Source organism: Streptomyces sp. NPDC093089 (assembly GCF_044754405.1).
Lineage (GTDB): Bacteria > Actinomycetota > Actinomycetes > Streptomycetales > Streptomycetaceae > Streptomyces.
In genome coordinates, this window is sequence record NZ_JBIVPA010000006.1 from 215,804 (window position 1) to 230,252 (window position 14,449).

Here is a 14,449-nt window from a genome sequence, read left to right on the forward strand (position 1 = left end):
GACCCCGGTCCGCCGCCGTCCGGGTCAGTCCGCCATCGGCTCCACCTCGAGGAAGCGGCGGCCGCGCGGCCCCCGGTAGAGCAGGGCCTCCCAGCCGAGCCGCGCCAGGGCGGGCACGCACGCGCCGAGCGCCGCCGCCTCCTCCCGGGCGGCGCCCGAGCCCGGCGGGCCGAGCCACTCCACCACGGCCGTGCCGGGCCGCTCCCCCGCGGCGACCCGGTATCCGGTGCCGACGCGGCCGCCGGACCCGTCGACGGACGAGGGGGCGAGCCCGCCGCTCTCCAGGGCGAGGGCGACCGCGCGCACCGGCTGCCGGCGCTCCCAGTCGGCGGGGGCGGCCCTCGGGTCGCCGCCCCGGCGGCCCGTCAGCCTTCTGATCTGGAGCAGCCCGTCGACGGCGGCGCGGATCTCGCGCGAGCGCTGCTCGGCGTCGGCCCCGGGCAGCGGAGGGCCGTCCCCCGTGGCCGCCTCGAAGACGCCTCCGCCGCCGTCCCGCGGGTCCTGACCGCCCCTCACAGCAGTCGCCGGATGTCGCCGCGGACGCGATAGAAGCCGCCGGCGGCGGGGTGCAGGGAGTCCACCACGTACCGTGCGCCCGGTTCCCGGATGGCGCGCGGGAACTGCACGTTCCACCCGGAGTCGTAGCCCGCGGAGACGACCCGGACGCGGGTCCTGCCGGACTCGTTCACGCACTCCACGACGACCGAGCCGGCCGGGGCGTCGTGGACGGTGGTCACGGCGGTGACGGTCGTCGCCGGCTCGTACACCGGCAGGGCGGCGGCCAGTTTGACGTCCCGGGCGACCGGGACCGTACCGCCCTTGGCGGCCTCGATCGCCGTCTCGCTCGCGTCCACGCACACCAGTGAGCCGTCCGTGGTCACCAGGTAGAGCCGCTCGTCGCGGTACTGCATGGAGAGCGCCGACCCGCCGCCCGTGCCGAGCTTCCACAGCCGGGTGCCGTCCTCGGCGAAGCAGTAGACCGAGGAGGCCGAGTCGGCGGCGAAGACGAACCGGCCGCCGGGCGAGGTGGCGCAGGAGTACACGGGGCTGTCGCAGGAGTACACGGCCTCCACCCGCCCGTCCTTCTTCGCGAGCCGCTGGACCTTCTTGCGGGACGTGCCCGCGTAGACCGCCGTGTCCTCCTGCCAGCCGAAGAGGACGCCGCCCTCGGTCGCGGTGTGCCACAGCTCGCCGCCGCCGTCCGGGGCGTGGGCGGCGACGCCCCTGGTGTCGCCGTAGTAGACGGCGTCGCCGTCGGCGCGGACCATCCAGGCGTGCTCGCCGAGGCCGCCGCGGGCCCACTGGTGCTCGTCCTCGTGGTCGATGACGGTCAGCCGGCCGGAGCGGTCGGCGACGTGCAGGACGCCCTCGTGGATGTCGAGCCAGAAGATGTCGACGTCGGTGGCGATGTCGTAGGCGGCGAAGGGGAGCTTGGACGACAGGTCGTACACCTTGCCGTCGTCGCAGCCCGCGTAGATCCAGAAGTCGTCGGCGACCAGGCACTTGACGCCGTCCGGCAGGCTGAAGCGGGCCTGCACCTCTCCGGTGCGGTCGAGCGTGAACACGTCCCCCGCCTGGTTGCCGACCCAGCAGCGCTCCTCGTCGACGTGGATGCCGAAGGCCGCGGAGCCGGTGCGGAAGCGCCAGAGGACCGGGGCGACGGCGCGGGCCGTGGAGGGCGCGGAGGCCACCTCGCGGCGGGTCACGGCGCGCGCGGCGCGCTGCCCCCTGACCGCCGGGGCGTACCCCTTGCGGACCTTCTCCCCGATCTTCTTCGCCGCCGCGGCCTGCGCCTTCGCGGCGGTGGGGAAGGTGGAGCGCTGGGTCTGCCCGTCCGCTCCGATCCGGCCGTAACGGACCGACACCGCGAGGTCGTCGACGGTCACTTCGTAGAACTTGTGGGCACCGCCGCCGTCCTGCGACAGCTCCAGATAGGTCGTCGTCGTCATGGGGAAAACGGTAGGGGCACCCACTGACAACGGCCCGCCGTGAAGCCTTGGCCAAGGGACCAGAGACCTGGACATTCGAGACCTTTGTCGCGACATTTCGGACATTCATCCCTGTGACGATGGTGCGTGAAGATCATCCGACGTGCCGTCACCTCTCCCCGGTGCGGCCGGAAGGGCCACATGACCGAGCAACCGAAGCGGCCCCTGCCCGTCCGCGTGCGCCGGCAACCGGACGGCATACCGATGGACGACCTCTTCCGGTCGCGCCCCGCGCGCGGCCCTCCTCCCCCGCCGGCCGCCGCCCGACGAGCCCGACCTCGACGAGAGACCGGGGCCCGCACTGCCCGGCCGGGCGGCCGCCCGCCACCGGGCCGCGGACGGACAGCGGGCCGGAGCGGCCCTGCACGGCGTGCGCCGCGCGGTCGTCGCCACCGTGGGCGCGGTCGCCCTGGCCGGCCCGGCCGCGGGCACCGCGGCGGCCGAACCGGCTCCCGCGCACGCGGGCTGGGACGGCATCCGGTACTGGTCCGGGAACGAGGCCGGCGACTGGCGCTGGACCGGCCACTGCCTTTCTGTTGGGCTGGTGACCTAGGAGCCCTCCCCTCGGTAGGCATCTGTGCTGGTCAAAGTCTCAAGGACCGGTGCGACGGTGGTCGACAGATGTCGTGCATGGCATACGAGATCATGGGCGTGGACCGGTCGGGGAACACACAGGGGTAGGGGAATCATGGTTGCGTTCCACGCATCCGCGCTGGACGGAGTGGCCCGAAATCCGGCGCTGCCGACGCCGCTGCTGCTGCGCCTGTTCGCCCTCGGGGCAGACGGTGACCGTCCGCCCCGTGACGTTCTTCACCGGGCCGGACTCCCCGAGTCGGCCGTCGCGCTGATCCTGGCCCACCCGAACCCGGGGGCCCGGATTGATTTCGCCATGAGTGCCAGGGCGGAGCCTGCACAGCGGGCTCGGCTCGCGGACGATCCTTCTCCCAAGGTGCGGGCAGCTCTCGCATACGGACCCGAGGTGTACGACCCGCGCGCAAGGGTCGCGCCGCTCCCGGATGCCGTGTGCGCCCGCCTGCTCGACGACCCGGATCCTTCCGTACGCACGGCCCTGCTGGAGTCGCCCCATCTGGCGCCATCGTTCGCGGCATCGATGGCCACTCATCACCGTGCGGCAGCGCGCCGGGAAGCGGTGAGTGCATGGGAGGCCCTGTCGGCGGGCGAGCGGTCGGCACTGCTGGCCGACCCCGACCCCGAAGTGCGGCGGGCCGCCGAGCTGCAGAAGTGCCGGCGGGACGCCCGCGTGACCGCCGAACTCCTCCGCGACCCGAAGTCCGCCGCCGAGGCGCTGCGCCGCGGGCTCCTTGACCGTGCCGCCGCCGAGCGGTGCGTCGCCGAGCGGACACACCTGACCTCCCTCGCCGAGAACCCGTCGCTGCCCGCCGACCTCGTAGAGCGGCTCGCCGTGGACCCCGACGAAGCCGTACGGCTCGCCGTCTCCCTGCGGCCCGAGCTGGACGAGACGCGGCGCATGGCCATCGACTTCACGGCCGGGGACCTCGACAGGGGCAACGGCGTGTGGTGGGTACGGGACGGGCTCGCCGACCCAGAGGTAATGCGCCGGGCCGCGACCTCCGCCCACCCGCTGCTCCAGCGCGCCGCCGCCCGGAGCCCCCATCTGCCGCCTGATCTGCTGCGCCTGCTCGCACGCGTCGAGGACCCGGTGGTGGAGAACCTCCTGGGCATTCACCACCCCGACGCTCCGGAGGAGGTCCTGATGCGGGTGTTTGCGCGGCTGGGTGGGACGTTCTCCTCCTGGATGGCGGAGACGCACCCTCGGTTTCCACGCGAGGGCCTGGCCACCCGCTACGCGAACCACCCCGACGGGAACTACCGCCGGCTGGCCGTACGGGATCCGGCCGCCACGCCGGAGCTGATCGAACGGCTCAGCCACGACCCCGTCGTCTGGACGCGTCAGGCGGCGGCCCGCGACCCGCGCCTCCCGTTCCACCGGCTCCGCGAGGCCCTCCTCGTCCCCGAACTTGCATCCAGCGCGGGTGCCAACCCGGCGCTCCCCGAGGACGATATGGCCGCCGTCCTGGACCGGGCTGGCGTTCCCGCCTGACCGCCGGGCGGAACCGACTTGCTCGCACCCCAAAGCGAAGGCTGCGATCCACCGACCAGCGGTTGGTATCTGGTTCGCAGGTCAGCGGGGGCGGTGAGGGGTGCTGTTGAGCTGGGTCATCAACTCGCGGTTCGTGGCTCGGGATGCCTGGAGGTCTTCTTCGCGTTCGGAGAGCTGGTCGCGGAGCTCGGCGACTTGTTGTTCAAGGTGGTCGATCTTCCGCTGGAGGGTGTCGGTGTCGGTGGGAGCGCCGAGGCCAGTGGCGTGCCAGGCGTCTTGGCCAAGGGCTTCGGACAGGCGTTGTTCGAGGCGGGCCACATGGCCCGCAAGGCGGGTGTTGCGTTCGGTTAGGTTGGCCAGATCGCTCAGCAGGGAGTTCCGGCTGACCTGCGGTCCGTTGGTGTTGTTGGGTGGCTGGGCGGCCTTGGCTGCCACGGCTGCCTGGAGGTCGCCGTGGCGGTAGATCAGGCTGCGGTGGACGCCGGCCAAGCGGGCGACGGCGGAGACGCTGATCGGCTGGCCGTCGCGGGTCAGGTCGTCGATCGCGGCCAGCACGCGCCTGCGGCGGCGGGTGGAGTCATCGGTTCGGGCCTGGGCGAGCCGGTCGGCCGGAGAAGTTGGCTTCATGCTTCCCGTTCGAGTGGAAGGCCACCGGCGGCTGGCCGGAGGGTGGGCATGCCGAGCTGTACGGCGCGGGACCGGCGCAGGGCCGAAGTGGCCTGACGGATCTCCTCCCGTTCTTCGTCGGTGAGGGCGTCGAGGTTGCTCTCGACCCTGCGGATCAGACGCCGCAGGCGACTGATCTCCTCCTCGGACGGCGTTGCTTCCGCCCGCGCCCAGGCGTCGAGCTCGTCGGCCGCGGCCAGCCGTTCCCGGTCCCGCAGCAGGGTGTCCAGGTAGGAGCGCAGGTCCGGAAGGTAGGAGGGGTCGGTGCGGAAGTGATCACAGCCCAGGCACCGGAACCGGAACGGGCAGGCGTGTCCGCCGGCTTTGACGTTGCTGGGCTCGGCGCAGATCCCGAACGGTACGGCGACCTGCCCGATCCGCATCCGGGTGTGCTCGTGGTCCAGGAGGGCCTTGGCCTCGTCCCATAGCCGGCCGCCGTGTCGGTCGAACTGGAGGGTGACCAGGCGGTCGACGGCCTGACGCGTGCGCTTCTCGGAGACCCGGTAGTACGTCTGTGTAGTGCTGAGGGTCTTGTGTCCCATCAGCTCCCGCAGCACGTCCACTGGCGTCCCGGCATCGGCGTGCCGTTGGGCGTAGCTGTGCCGGTAGGCGTAGAGCGTGATCCGTGCCTTGTCGAACTCATCCCCTGCGGCGGTGAGCAGAGGCGGCATGGTGTTCAGCCACTCGCGATGGAGTTGGGAGAGGAACATCGACCGGTAGGGCTTGGTGCCGTCCGGGTTGAAGTTCGGGTTCGGGAACAGCACGAGCTGGTCCGTGGGGGTGTCCGGGAAGCGGCGGCGGACGCGGTCGCGCTGCTCGCGGATCATCGAGGCGGTGGTGTCCGGGATCGGCAGCTGGCATCGCAGCCTGTTGTTCTTGAAGTCGGTGTAGACAAGGACGTGCTTGCCGTCCGCGTCGGTCTCCAGGCAATCCCAGGGAAGTTTTTGCACCTCGTCTGGGCGCCGGCCAGTGTCGATAAGGATCTCTACCGCGATCCGAGCGTGCCGCCCTCCGGCCGGGGCTCCCGACCGGCCGTTGCGCCGGCTGGTCTCCAGGGTGTCCAGCCGTGCGCACAACTGGGCCAGGATCTCCTCCGGCAGAGCCCGCCCGCCGCCCTCGTCCTCTGGAGGCCGGGGAATGTCGCCCTTGCGGAACGAGAAGTCGTCGGGCAGCCCAGCCAGCATCTGGCGGGGCCGGGTCAGACCCATCTCACGGATCTCGCGCAGGAACCGTGCGCACCATCGGCAGATCGTCACCCGCAGGTTCGGACTGATCTGCCCGGTGTGCTCCAGGTAGGCCAGACGCTGCTGGAAGACCTCAACGTCGGTACGGCGCAGCCGCTCCGGAGCGTCCCCGTGGTCCTCGCGGTTGATGCGCAGGCTGTCGGAGAGCCGCTCCAAGCAGACGACCATGGACATGAGGGAGTTGGGGATGTTCCGGCCGTAGCGGCGGGGAATGGCATCCACCACCCACGCCTTGGCCGCGCGCCGCAGCCACTCCTGACTCAGGCCGGTGAAGTTCATGGTGCGGCCCTTGCCCAGCCCGAAGACCTCCGCGTCCCACACGTCCTTCAGCTGCTCCAGTTCCGGCGTGGCCAGACCGACGCGGATGTCGGCCGTCATCGACTTCCACACCCCCGCCATCCGCGTGTTCGCCTCAACCGTCAGCTGGCTCAGACTGGTGACCTGCTGGGCGCGAGCCGTGTCGCACAGGGCCTTGAAGGCCGTGTGCAGCAGCCGAACGTGCCGGTCCAGGCGCTGCTGGGTCCCGAACAGCAACTCGGCGACGACGAGGTCCGGTAATCCGCGAAAGCTGATCAAGGTGCCGTCGTGGACCGCTGGCGCGGTCCGGGACCACAGCCCGAGATCGACGTCCGGATCCTTTCGCCTCGCTTCGTTCCAGCTCCAGCGGTGCCCCGCGCAGAATCCGCCGCGATCCTTACTCTGCCGGTGGCACGCCGCCACCGAGCACGGCTCCAAAGCCGGCTTCGGTCCCACCCGTGGATCGAGGACGAAGTCCTCGATCGTCTCGATCCCGAGGCGGTACTTCTGATCCATGTGGCTGAGGCAGACCGGGTTGTCGAACGACCTCCAGACCCGCTCGCACCCCGGCACCCGGCACGGGCCATCGGTGCCCGTGAAGATCCGAACCGCTGTTGTCAGGAAGTCCTCCAAGTCCTGCTCGCCGGCCCGCCAGCGTCCTCGGCAGGTGGCACACAGCGGAGCGGCACCGCCCAGACGGGCAGGCGCGATGCAGTTCCGCACGGCACAGGACCGGTACCCGATCAAGGGATGATCCGGCGACGGCCGTGCGATCCGCAGCGGCTCGTCCCAGCCCAGCCCGACCAAGAAGTCCTGCCGCACTCGCGAGAACAGCCGCTCGGCCTGGGCGTCCTCCCGCCCGCTGTCGGGCGGCGGTGCCAGTGCGGCCTCACTGTTCATGAGCGGACCCCCTCGACGAGCGATCCCACGCGGTCGACCGCGGCCCGCAGGCGCTGTGGCGACGGGTGGAGGTAGACCTGGGTGCTGGTCACCGAGCGATGGCCCAGCAATTGCTGGACCTCGTCGATGGCGGCACCGGCCTCGACCACGTTGGTGGCGAAGGCGTGCCGCAGAGAGTGCGGATGGACCACCCGCTCCAGCCCCGCCCGCCGGGAGAGCCGCACGAGCAACTCGTTGACCGCCCCGGGCTTCACCGGTGCCCCGGCCGGCGGCCGGGCCAGGTTCACCAGCACCATGTCGCTGAGCGCCGCCTCAGCACACCTCGCACGCTCCACCGCGTACTGGTCGAATGCCTGGACCACCAGGAAGTCCACGGGTACCGCTCGCGACCGACGCGACTTCGCCCACGCACCCGAGCCGTTGTCCCGACGCACCACGTGAAGGTGCGAGCCCGGCACCGAACAACCCAGGTGTCGGGCACTGACGACGAAGTGGATGTCCTCCCGGCGCAGACCGACCGCTTCCCCGCGGCGCAGACCCGCGCGCGCCATCAGCAGCACGATCAGCCGATCCCGTGCCGTCCGGCAGGCCCGCAGCAGGGCCACCACCTCGTCGTCGCTGGCCCGGTCGACCGGTGCGTCCGGGACCGCGGCCCGATGCCGGGCCCGGGCGTAGTAGCGGGGACCACTCGCCTCACCTCGAACCTCGACAGGAAGGTCACGATCATCAGCGACTTCGTAGAGCATGCCCAGCACCGCCACCGGAGCGTTGCCCACGGCGACCTGGTGCTTCAAAAACTCTCGCACCCCGGCCAGGATCGTGTTCACCCGGCGGGGGCCTCGAACCGGCTGTTGCCCCGGGCCGGGGACCACCGGGTCCCCATCCAGCCGGGCGTGCCGCAGCCAGAACATGAACGACCCGAGACGACCCGCGCACTCCCGCCAGTGGAGACCTGACCGGGCACACCAGGTCAGGAACAGCTTTATTGCGCCCGCGTACGTTGCGGTCGTCGACTCGGCCTGGTCCCGGCCGAACCGCACGTGCCGCAGGAACTCATCCACCTCGGCAATCGGCGCGAGCTCGTCTTCGTCCAGCACCGTCCAGTACCGGTCACCCGACGGCATCCGCACCACGAACGGCCGCAACCGCACTTTCTCGTTCTCCATCACGGGCGCATCTCAGCAACACCTGCGACGTCCGCGACACCGGTTCAGGAACTGTCGGCCACAGGTTCACCGTCCAGGGTGACGCGACAGTGCACGACACCTACTGGAACCAAAGGGAACCGGGCGACGTACCTCCGGCGCACGACCGCCGCGGCCACCACGGCGGCCCCCGGCGGCGGGCGCGCGACCGACGGGAGCCGGCAGGTCGCGGCCACCGGGGGCGGCCGGCCGCCGGCGGCCGCCAAGGGACGCGCCGAGAACCCGGTGTTCCGTTCTCCCGGATCGACGTGGCACGGGGGCAGAGCGTGTCGGGCGGGCAGCGGATCGCGCGGTCGGGGGCGACGGGCCGGGTGACGGGTCCGCAGCTGCACTTCGAGGTGCGGACCACGCCGTACTTCGGCTCGGACGTGAACCCGCTCGCCCATCTGCACGGGCACGGCGTGCCCGCGCAGGGACGGAGGGGGCTCAGCCCGTCACGCGCTCGATCCAGTCGGTGAGGTCGGCGACGACCTCGTCCCGGTTGGTCTCGTTGAGGATCTCGTGGCGGGCGCCTTCGTAGGTGCGGTAGGTCAGGTCGGTGAGGCCGGCCTGGCGGTACCGGGAGACCAGCAGGTCGGAGAGGGTGAGCCGGGTGTTGAGGGGGTCGTGGTCGCCGACGAGGACGCAGACCGGCAGGTCCGCGGGGATGCCGTGCGGGGCGGCGAGGCGGGCCGCCGCCGCCCCCATGTCGGCCATTCCCCGGTCGTCGGCGCCGAAGCCGCAGAGCGGGTCGGCGAGGTAGGCGTCGACCTGCCGCTCGTCGCGGCTGAGCCAGTCCGCTTCGGTGCGGTGGGGTGCGAAGGCGGCGTTGAAGGCGTCGAAGACCCCGCCGCCCTCGACGTTCCCGCCGCCCTCCTCCGCGGCCCGGCGGGCGGCGTCCGCGAGTCCGGCGAGGAAGCCGTCGAGGGCCGTGGTGCCGGAGAGCGCGACGCCGTCGACGAGGGAGGCGTGGTCGAGCAGGTACTGCTGGGCGGCGAAGGAGCCCATGCTGTGGCCCACGAGGACCACGGGGGCGCCGGGGTGGCGCTCGCGGGCGATCCGGGTGAGCGCGGCGACGTCCTCGACGAGGAGGTTCCAGCCGTTCTTCCCGAAGTGGCCGGGGCCCGCGTGCATGGAGAGGCCGTGGCCGCGGTGGTCGGCGGCGTAGACGGCGTAGCCGAGCCCGGCGAGGTGCCCGGCGAGCGGGGCGTAGCGGGCGGCGTGCTCGCCCATGCCGTGCGCGATCTGGACGACGCCGCGCGCCTCCCCTTCGGGGAGCCACGTGTGGACGTGGAGGACGACGCCGTCCTGGGAGGTGAAGGTGAACATGGCGGCTCCTGACTCCTGACTGCCGGCTCGACGCCACCGGGTCCGTGGTGCCGGCCCGATGGCGCCGCGGCCACCGTAGTGACGTTCGGTACGGCCGAGCACGGCGGGAGCGGAGTGATCCCCGTCTCACCCCACCGGGGACCCCGGCACGGTCGAGGGGCGGTTCTCCCGGATCGTGATGCGGCCCTTGCGCAGGGTGGCCAGGCGGGGTGCCCGGCGGGCGACGGCGCTGTCGTGGGTGACCATGACGAAGGTCAGGCCGTGCTCCTTCCAGAGGCCTTCGAGCAGGTCGACGATCTCGTCGCGCATCGACTCGTCGAGGTTGCCGGTGGGCTCGTCGGCGAGCAGCACCTTGGGGCGCTTCACGAGTGCGCGGGCGATGGCCACGCGCTGCTGCTGACCGCCGGAGAGTTCGGAGGGCAGGTGTCCGAGGCGTTCGCCGAGACCCACGGACTCCAGCGCCTCGGCGGCCCGGCTCCGCCGCTCGGCGGTCCTGACGCCGAGCGGGACGAGCGCGGTCTCCACGTTCTCCTGGGCGGTGAGGGTGGGGATGAGGTTGAAGCTCTGGAAGACGAAGCCGATGTTCTCGCCGCGGACGGCGGTCAGCCGGCGTTCGGAGAGCCCGGCCAGGTCGGTTCCGTCGAGCAGGACCCGGCCGGAGGTGGGGCGGTCGAGGCCGCCGAGCATCTGGAGGAGCGTCGACTTGCCGCCGCCGGTGGGGCCCTGGATGACGAGGCGGTCGCCCTGCTCCAGGGTGAGGTCGATGCCGGCGAGGGCGTCGACTCTCGTCTGTCCCCGCCGGTACTGCTTGGTGACGCCGATGAGTTCGTACATGCTGCGACTCCTGTGGTGCGTGAAGGGGTTCGGGCGCGTCCGGCGGCTCGGGGCCGGACGCGCCCCGGGGCGGTCCGCTACTCGACGCGGCGCAACGCGTCCGCGGGGCGCAGCCGCGAGGCGCGCCAGGCGCCGAAGGCTCCCGCGACGAGGCCGCCGCCGAGGGCGAGGAGGACGGCGAGGCCCACGGTGGTGGCGCTCACCGGCGCGGTGAGCGCGATGTCGACGGTCCTGCCGACGGCCGTACGGGCTCCGCCGGCCGGGCCGCCGAAGGCCATGCCGCCGCCCCGGCCGCCGAACCCGCCGGCGCTCGCGCCGAGTTCGGCGGTGAGGGTGGGGCTGACGGCGGTGACGGCGTACGCGCCGGCCAGACCGATCGCGATGCCGAGGGCGCCGCCGATGACGCCGTTGACGAGTGCTTCGCCGACGACCTGGCGGGTGACCCGGCCGCTCTTCCAGCCGAGTGCCTTGAGCGTGCCGAACTCGCGGACGCGGCGGCCGACGGCGGCGGAGGTGAGCAGCCCGGCGACCAGGACCGCGGCGAGCAGGACCGCGTACGAGAGCCACTTGCCGACGTTCGACGCGAGGCCGGCGGCGGTGTCGAGGGAGCCGGAGACCGTCTGGGCGAGGTCGGCGGAGGTGGTGACGGTGGTGCCGGAGACGTTCTTCTGGATGGCGGTCTTGACCGCGTCGATCCGGGTGGAGTCGGTCGCCTTCACGTAGATCGTGGTGATCTTGGCGGCGGAGGCGGAGAGCGTCTGCGCCTGCTTCAGGGGCAGGTAGACCTGGGCGGCGGACTGGCCGCTGTCGGCGGTGGCGATGCCGATGATGTCGAACTTCACTCCCTTGACGGTGAGTTGCCCGCCGACGGCCAGGCCCTGCTGCTGGGCGTAGGCGCTGTCGAGGACGACGGCCTTCGCGTCGGTCTCGGTGGTCTTGAAGGTGCGGCCCTGGGAGATCGTGGAGGTGGTGAGGGGGCCGAGGCCGGGGGTGGTGACGTCGGTGCCGTAGAGGGTGAAGGAGTCGACGTCGAAGGCCGCGCCGCCGCCGGTGACCGAGTCGCCGGGACCCGAGCCGCCGGTCCCGCCGCCGCCCGGGCCGCCGGGCTGGGCCTGCTGCCCCTCGCCGCGCTGGATCTGACCGCGCTTGAACTCGCCGTTGATCTTCAGGTTGACGAGGCTCAGGCCGCCCACGGCCTGCTCGACGCCCGGCTGCTTCGCGACCGTGGCGACGGTGGAGTCCGCGAGGGTCTGGAAGCCCTGGACCATCAGCCGGTCGCTGCTCTGCTCCTCCCCGTCCTCCCTGCCCTGGAACTCGAAACGGGGCCGCTGGGCCTGCCCGCCGCTCCCGGGCCGCTCCTGGGCCTTGGTCACCGTCAGGTCCGTGCCGAGGCCGTAGAGCGATTCCAGGACCTTGCCCTGCGCCCGGCTCATGCCGGAGGAGACGGAGTTGACGACGATGACCAGCGCGATGCCGAGGGCGAGCCCGGAGGCGACGACGAGCGCCGCCTTTCTGCGGCGGCGCAGTTCGCGCCGGAGGTAGGTGAAGAACATGAGCGCGAAGGTAGGGGCGGCGCGTGATGACGGGATAAGGCCCGCGTGAGAGCCGGATGAGAGCGGAAGCTCGCCTACCGCCCGCCCGTGGTGGGAGAGTCGGCGGCATGACCGACCGTACGCCGTTCGCCCGGATGGATCCCGTGACCGCGCTGGTCGACGCCACCGGGACGTTCTTCACGTCGGCGCGGGACGCGTTCCCCGGGGCCGTCGCCGCGGACTGGGAGCGGGCCGCCGCGCTGGACCCGGGCGCGTTCGGGCCGGAGGGGGCGTGGCGGCTGGACTTCCGGTGCTTCGCCGTCGCCGACCCGGACGGTGCGGGCTGGACGCTGGTCGACGCCGGGGTGGGCCCCGCCGAAGGACCGGGGGCGCCCTGGTGCCCCGTGCCCGGCCGGCTGCCGGGCCTGCTCGCGGAGGCCGGGATCGACCGGGACGACGTGCACACCGTGGTCCTGACGCACCTGCACGAGGACCACACCGGCTGGGCGACCGGCGCCGACCGCCTGCCGTTCTTCCCGCGCGCCCGGTACGTCGTCCAGCGCGCGGAGACCGCCGCGCTCGACCGAGAGGACCCGGTGTGGTCCTGGGTGGTGGAACCCCTGCGCGCCGGCGGGCAGTTGTGGGAGGTCGAGGGAGAGCGGCGGCTGCGCCCGGGCGTCACCCTGCTGCCCACGCCCGGGCACACCCCCGGCCACCAGTCGGTGCTCGTCGAACGGCCGGACGGTCGCGACGTGCTGGTCACCGGCGACCTGCTCGTGCACGCCGTCCAGCTCGCCGACCCCTCCGTGGCCTACGCCCACGAACGGGACCCCGCCGCCGCCCGGGCCTCCCGCGAGGAGTGGCTCGCGCGGGCCGCCGCACGCGGCGCGGTCCTGGCCACCGCGCACCTGACGAGGCCGTTCGTGGAACCGCCGACGGCGGCGCCGTAGCGCGGCCGGGGGCGGCGTAGCGGGGGCGGGGGCCGGAGCGCGGGCAGCGGCCGGAGCGCGGGCAGCGGCCGGAGCGGCGGACCCGGAATCCCGGAGGGCGGCGCCGTCGGTGGGACTCCCGTGAGGCGAGGCCGCGCGGCGAGGAGCTCGTACGGGCGCCGCCGCGCGGGCGGTCGACCGTCACCGTGCCGGTCAGCCGGCCGCCGCCGGGGCGTAGGCCAGGGGGTCGGCGAGGACGTCGTGGAGGACGAGGGCGGCGGCGCCGCGGGACGCGTCGGTGGCGGGAGAGGCGGGGCGCAGGCGGCCGGCGTCGGGGTTCCAGAGGCCGGAGACGACGCGGGCGGAGAGTTCGGCCGCGAGGGCGGGCGCGAGCCACGGCATCAACTGCGGGTAGATGCCGCCGAGGACGACGGCCTCGGGGTCGAGGAGGTTCACGGCGCCGGAGAGGGCGCGGCCGAGCATGCGGCCCGCGGCACCGAGGGCCGCCAGGGCCCGCGGGTCCGCCGCCTCGGCGCGCCGTACGAGGTCGGGGACGCCGGTCGCCCCGGCCGCGCCGACGAGGGCGGCCTGGCCCGCGTACTGCTCCAGGCAGCCGCGGGAGCCGCAGCGGCAGCGGGGGCCTTCGGCGTCGACGACCAGGTGTCCGATCTCGCCGGCGAACCCGTGGGCGCCGCGCAGGAGTTCGCCGTGGACGACGATCGCGCCGCCGACGCCGATCTCGCCCGTCAGGTGCAGGAAGGTGCGGAGGTCGCCGTGCGTGCCGAAGCGCAGCTCGGCCAGGGCCGCCATGTTGGCCTCGTTGTCGGAGGTGAGGGCGAGGCCCTTCGTGGCGGGGCGGAGCGCAGTGAGGGCGTCGCCGAAGAGGCGTTCGGCGTCGACCTCGTTCCAGCCGAGGTTGGGGGCCTGCCGGACGGTGCCGCCGGAGACGAGGCCCGGCAGCGCGAGTCCGGCGCCCGCCGGGGCGAGCCGCAGCCCCGCGGCCGTGTCGAGGACCTCCGCGGCGATCCGGGCGGCGCGGGAGAGGACGTCGGCGGCGGAGGCGCGGTTGTCGAGGCGTTCGGTCCGGCGGACGCGGTCGGCGCCGGTGAGGTCGACGACGCAGACGGTGACGTAGTCGACGTTGATCTCGACGCCGAGTCCGGCGCAGCCGGTGTCGGCCGGCTTCAGGACGGTGCCGGGCCGGCCCGCCTGCCCGCTGAACGTCTTCCCCGACTCGACGAGGAAGCCCAGGTCGAGGAGCTGCTCGACGAGGGACGAGACGGCGGGCCGGGTGAGCCCGACGCGGGCCGCGACGGCCGCGCGGGTCGTCTCGCCGGCCTCGTGGACGGTCCGCAGGACGAGGCTCAGGTTGTGCCGGCGCACTCCCGACTTGTCGGCCTTGGGTTCCGTGGGCTGGTTCATGGTGAGCGAGAGCCTAGTCGCCCGTTTCGCTCGCGCGAAAA

At 73.0% G+C, this 14,449-nt stretch carries 13 protein-coding genes; 4 read left to right on the forward strand and 9 right to left on the reverse strand.

Translation table 11 applies throughout. The features are described 5' to 3' along the window. Positions 1-24: 24 nt before the first annotated feature. A complete protein-coding gene (locus ACIQFX_RS16230) occupies positions 25-516 on the reverse strand; it encodes a hypothetical protein (RefSeq protein ID WP_402463407.1) in 492 nt (163 codons plus the stop codon). Beyond that, on the reverse strand, positions 513-1,949 hold the full coding sequence (locus tag ACIQFX_RS16235; RefSeq protein WP_402463410.1) for a WGR domain-containing protein: 1,437 nt from the start codon (positions 1,947-1,949) through the stop codon (positions 513-515). The genes ACIQFX_RS16230 and ACIQFX_RS16235 overlap by 4 nt, the downstream gene beginning before the upstream one ends. Before the next feature lie 409 nt (positions 1,950-2,358). Between ACIQFX_RS16235 and ACIQFX_RS16240 the strand changes: the two genes are divergently transcribed. Next, entirely contained in the window at positions 2,359-2,541 is a 183-nt protein-coding gene (locus tag ACIQFX_RS16240; RefSeq protein WP_402463413.1) for a hypothetical protein, read from the forward strand. Between the two features lie 597 nt (positions 2,542-3,138). Beyond that, on the forward strand, positions 3,139-4,071 hold the full coding sequence (locus tag ACIQFX_RS16245; RefSeq protein WP_402463415.1) for a hypothetical protein: 933 nt from the start codon (positions 3,139-3,141) through the stop codon (positions 4,069-4,071). A gap of 81 nt (positions 4,072-4,152) precedes the next feature. On the opposite strand, the gene ACIQFX_RS16250 is transcribed toward ACIQFX_RS16245, so the two are convergent. The 3 genes from ACIQFX_RS16250 to ACIQFX_RS16260 are packed head-to-tail and all read right to left on the reverse strand — an operon-like array spanning position 4,153 to position 8,344. Beyond that, positions 4,153-4,698 carry a DUF6262 family protein gene (locus ACIQFX_RS16250; RefSeq protein ID WP_402463418.1) on the reverse strand — a complete coding sequence of 182 codons (546 nt, stop codon included), beginning with the start codon at positions 4,696-4,698 and terminating at the stop codon, positions 4,153-4,155. Continuing rightward, positions 4,695-7,178: a tyrosine-type recombinase/integrase gene (locus ACIQFX_RS16255; protein ID WP_402463422.1), complete on the reverse strand. Its 2,484-nt coding sequence runs from the start codon at positions 7,176-7,178 to the stop codon at positions 4,695-4,697. The genes ACIQFX_RS16250 and ACIQFX_RS16255 overlap by 4 nt, the downstream gene beginning before the upstream one ends. Continuing rightward, positions 7,175-8,344 (reverse strand): tyrosine-type recombinase/integrase, encoded by a 1,170-nt coding sequence (locus ACIQFX_RS16260; RefSeq protein WP_402463837.1) that lies wholly within the window; start codon positions 8,342-8,344, stop codon positions 7,175-7,177. The genes ACIQFX_RS16255 and ACIQFX_RS16260 overlap by 4 nt, the downstream gene beginning before the upstream one ends. A gap of 287 nt (positions 8,345-8,631) precedes the next feature. On the opposite strand from ACIQFX_RS16260, the gene ACIQFX_RS16265 reads away from it, so the two are divergent. Next, a complete protein-coding gene (locus ACIQFX_RS16265) occupies positions 8,632-8,841 on the forward strand; it encodes a M23 family metallopeptidase (RefSeq protein ID WP_402463425.1) in 210 nt (69 codons plus the stop codon). Here ACIQFX_RS16265 and ACIQFX_RS16270 read toward each other — a convergent pair. From ACIQFX_RS16270 to ACIQFX_RS16280, 3 genes are all read right to left on the reverse strand, one after another. Further along, complete coding sequence (locus tag ACIQFX_RS16270) at positions 8,810-9,691, reverse strand: alpha/beta fold hydrolase (RefSeq protein WP_402463428.1); 882 nt, start codon at positions 9,689-9,691, stop codon at positions 8,810-8,812. The genes ACIQFX_RS16265 and ACIQFX_RS16270 overlap by 32 nt on opposite strands. A gap of 126 nt (positions 9,692-9,817) precedes the next feature. Then, on the reverse strand, positions 9,818-10,525 hold the full coding sequence (locus ACIQFX_RS16275; RefSeq protein ID WP_402463431.1) for an ABC transporter ATP-binding protein: 708 nt from the start codon (positions 10,523-10,525) through the stop codon (positions 9,818-9,820). A 77-nt stretch (positions 10,526-10,602) separates the two neighbouring features. Continuing rightward, the gene (locus ACIQFX_RS16280) at positions 10,603-12,078 is read right to left on the reverse strand and encodes an ABC transporter permease (RefSeq protein WP_402463434.1); all 1,476 of its coding nucleotides are present in this window, start codon (positions 12,076-12,078) and stop codon (positions 10,603-10,605) included. A gap of 107 nt (positions 12,079-12,185) precedes the next feature. Here ACIQFX_RS16280 and ACIQFX_RS16285 point away from each other — a divergent pair, with 107 nt between their 5' ends. Beyond that, a complete protein-coding gene (locus ACIQFX_RS16285; protein WP_402463437.1) occupies positions 12,186-13,007 on the forward strand; it encodes an MBL fold metallo-hydrolase in 822 nt (273 codons plus the stop codon). Positions 13,008-13,199: 192 nt separating this feature from the next. Here ACIQFX_RS16285 and ACIQFX_RS16290 read toward each other — a convergent pair whose 3' ends face one another. After that, positions 13,200-14,408 carry an ROK family protein gene (locus ACIQFX_RS16290; RefSeq protein WP_402463440.1) on the reverse strand — a complete coding sequence of 403 codons (1,209 nt, stop codon included), beginning with the start codon at positions 14,406-14,408 and terminating at the stop codon, positions 13,200-13,202. Positions 14,409-14,449 lie beyond the last annotated feature (41 nt).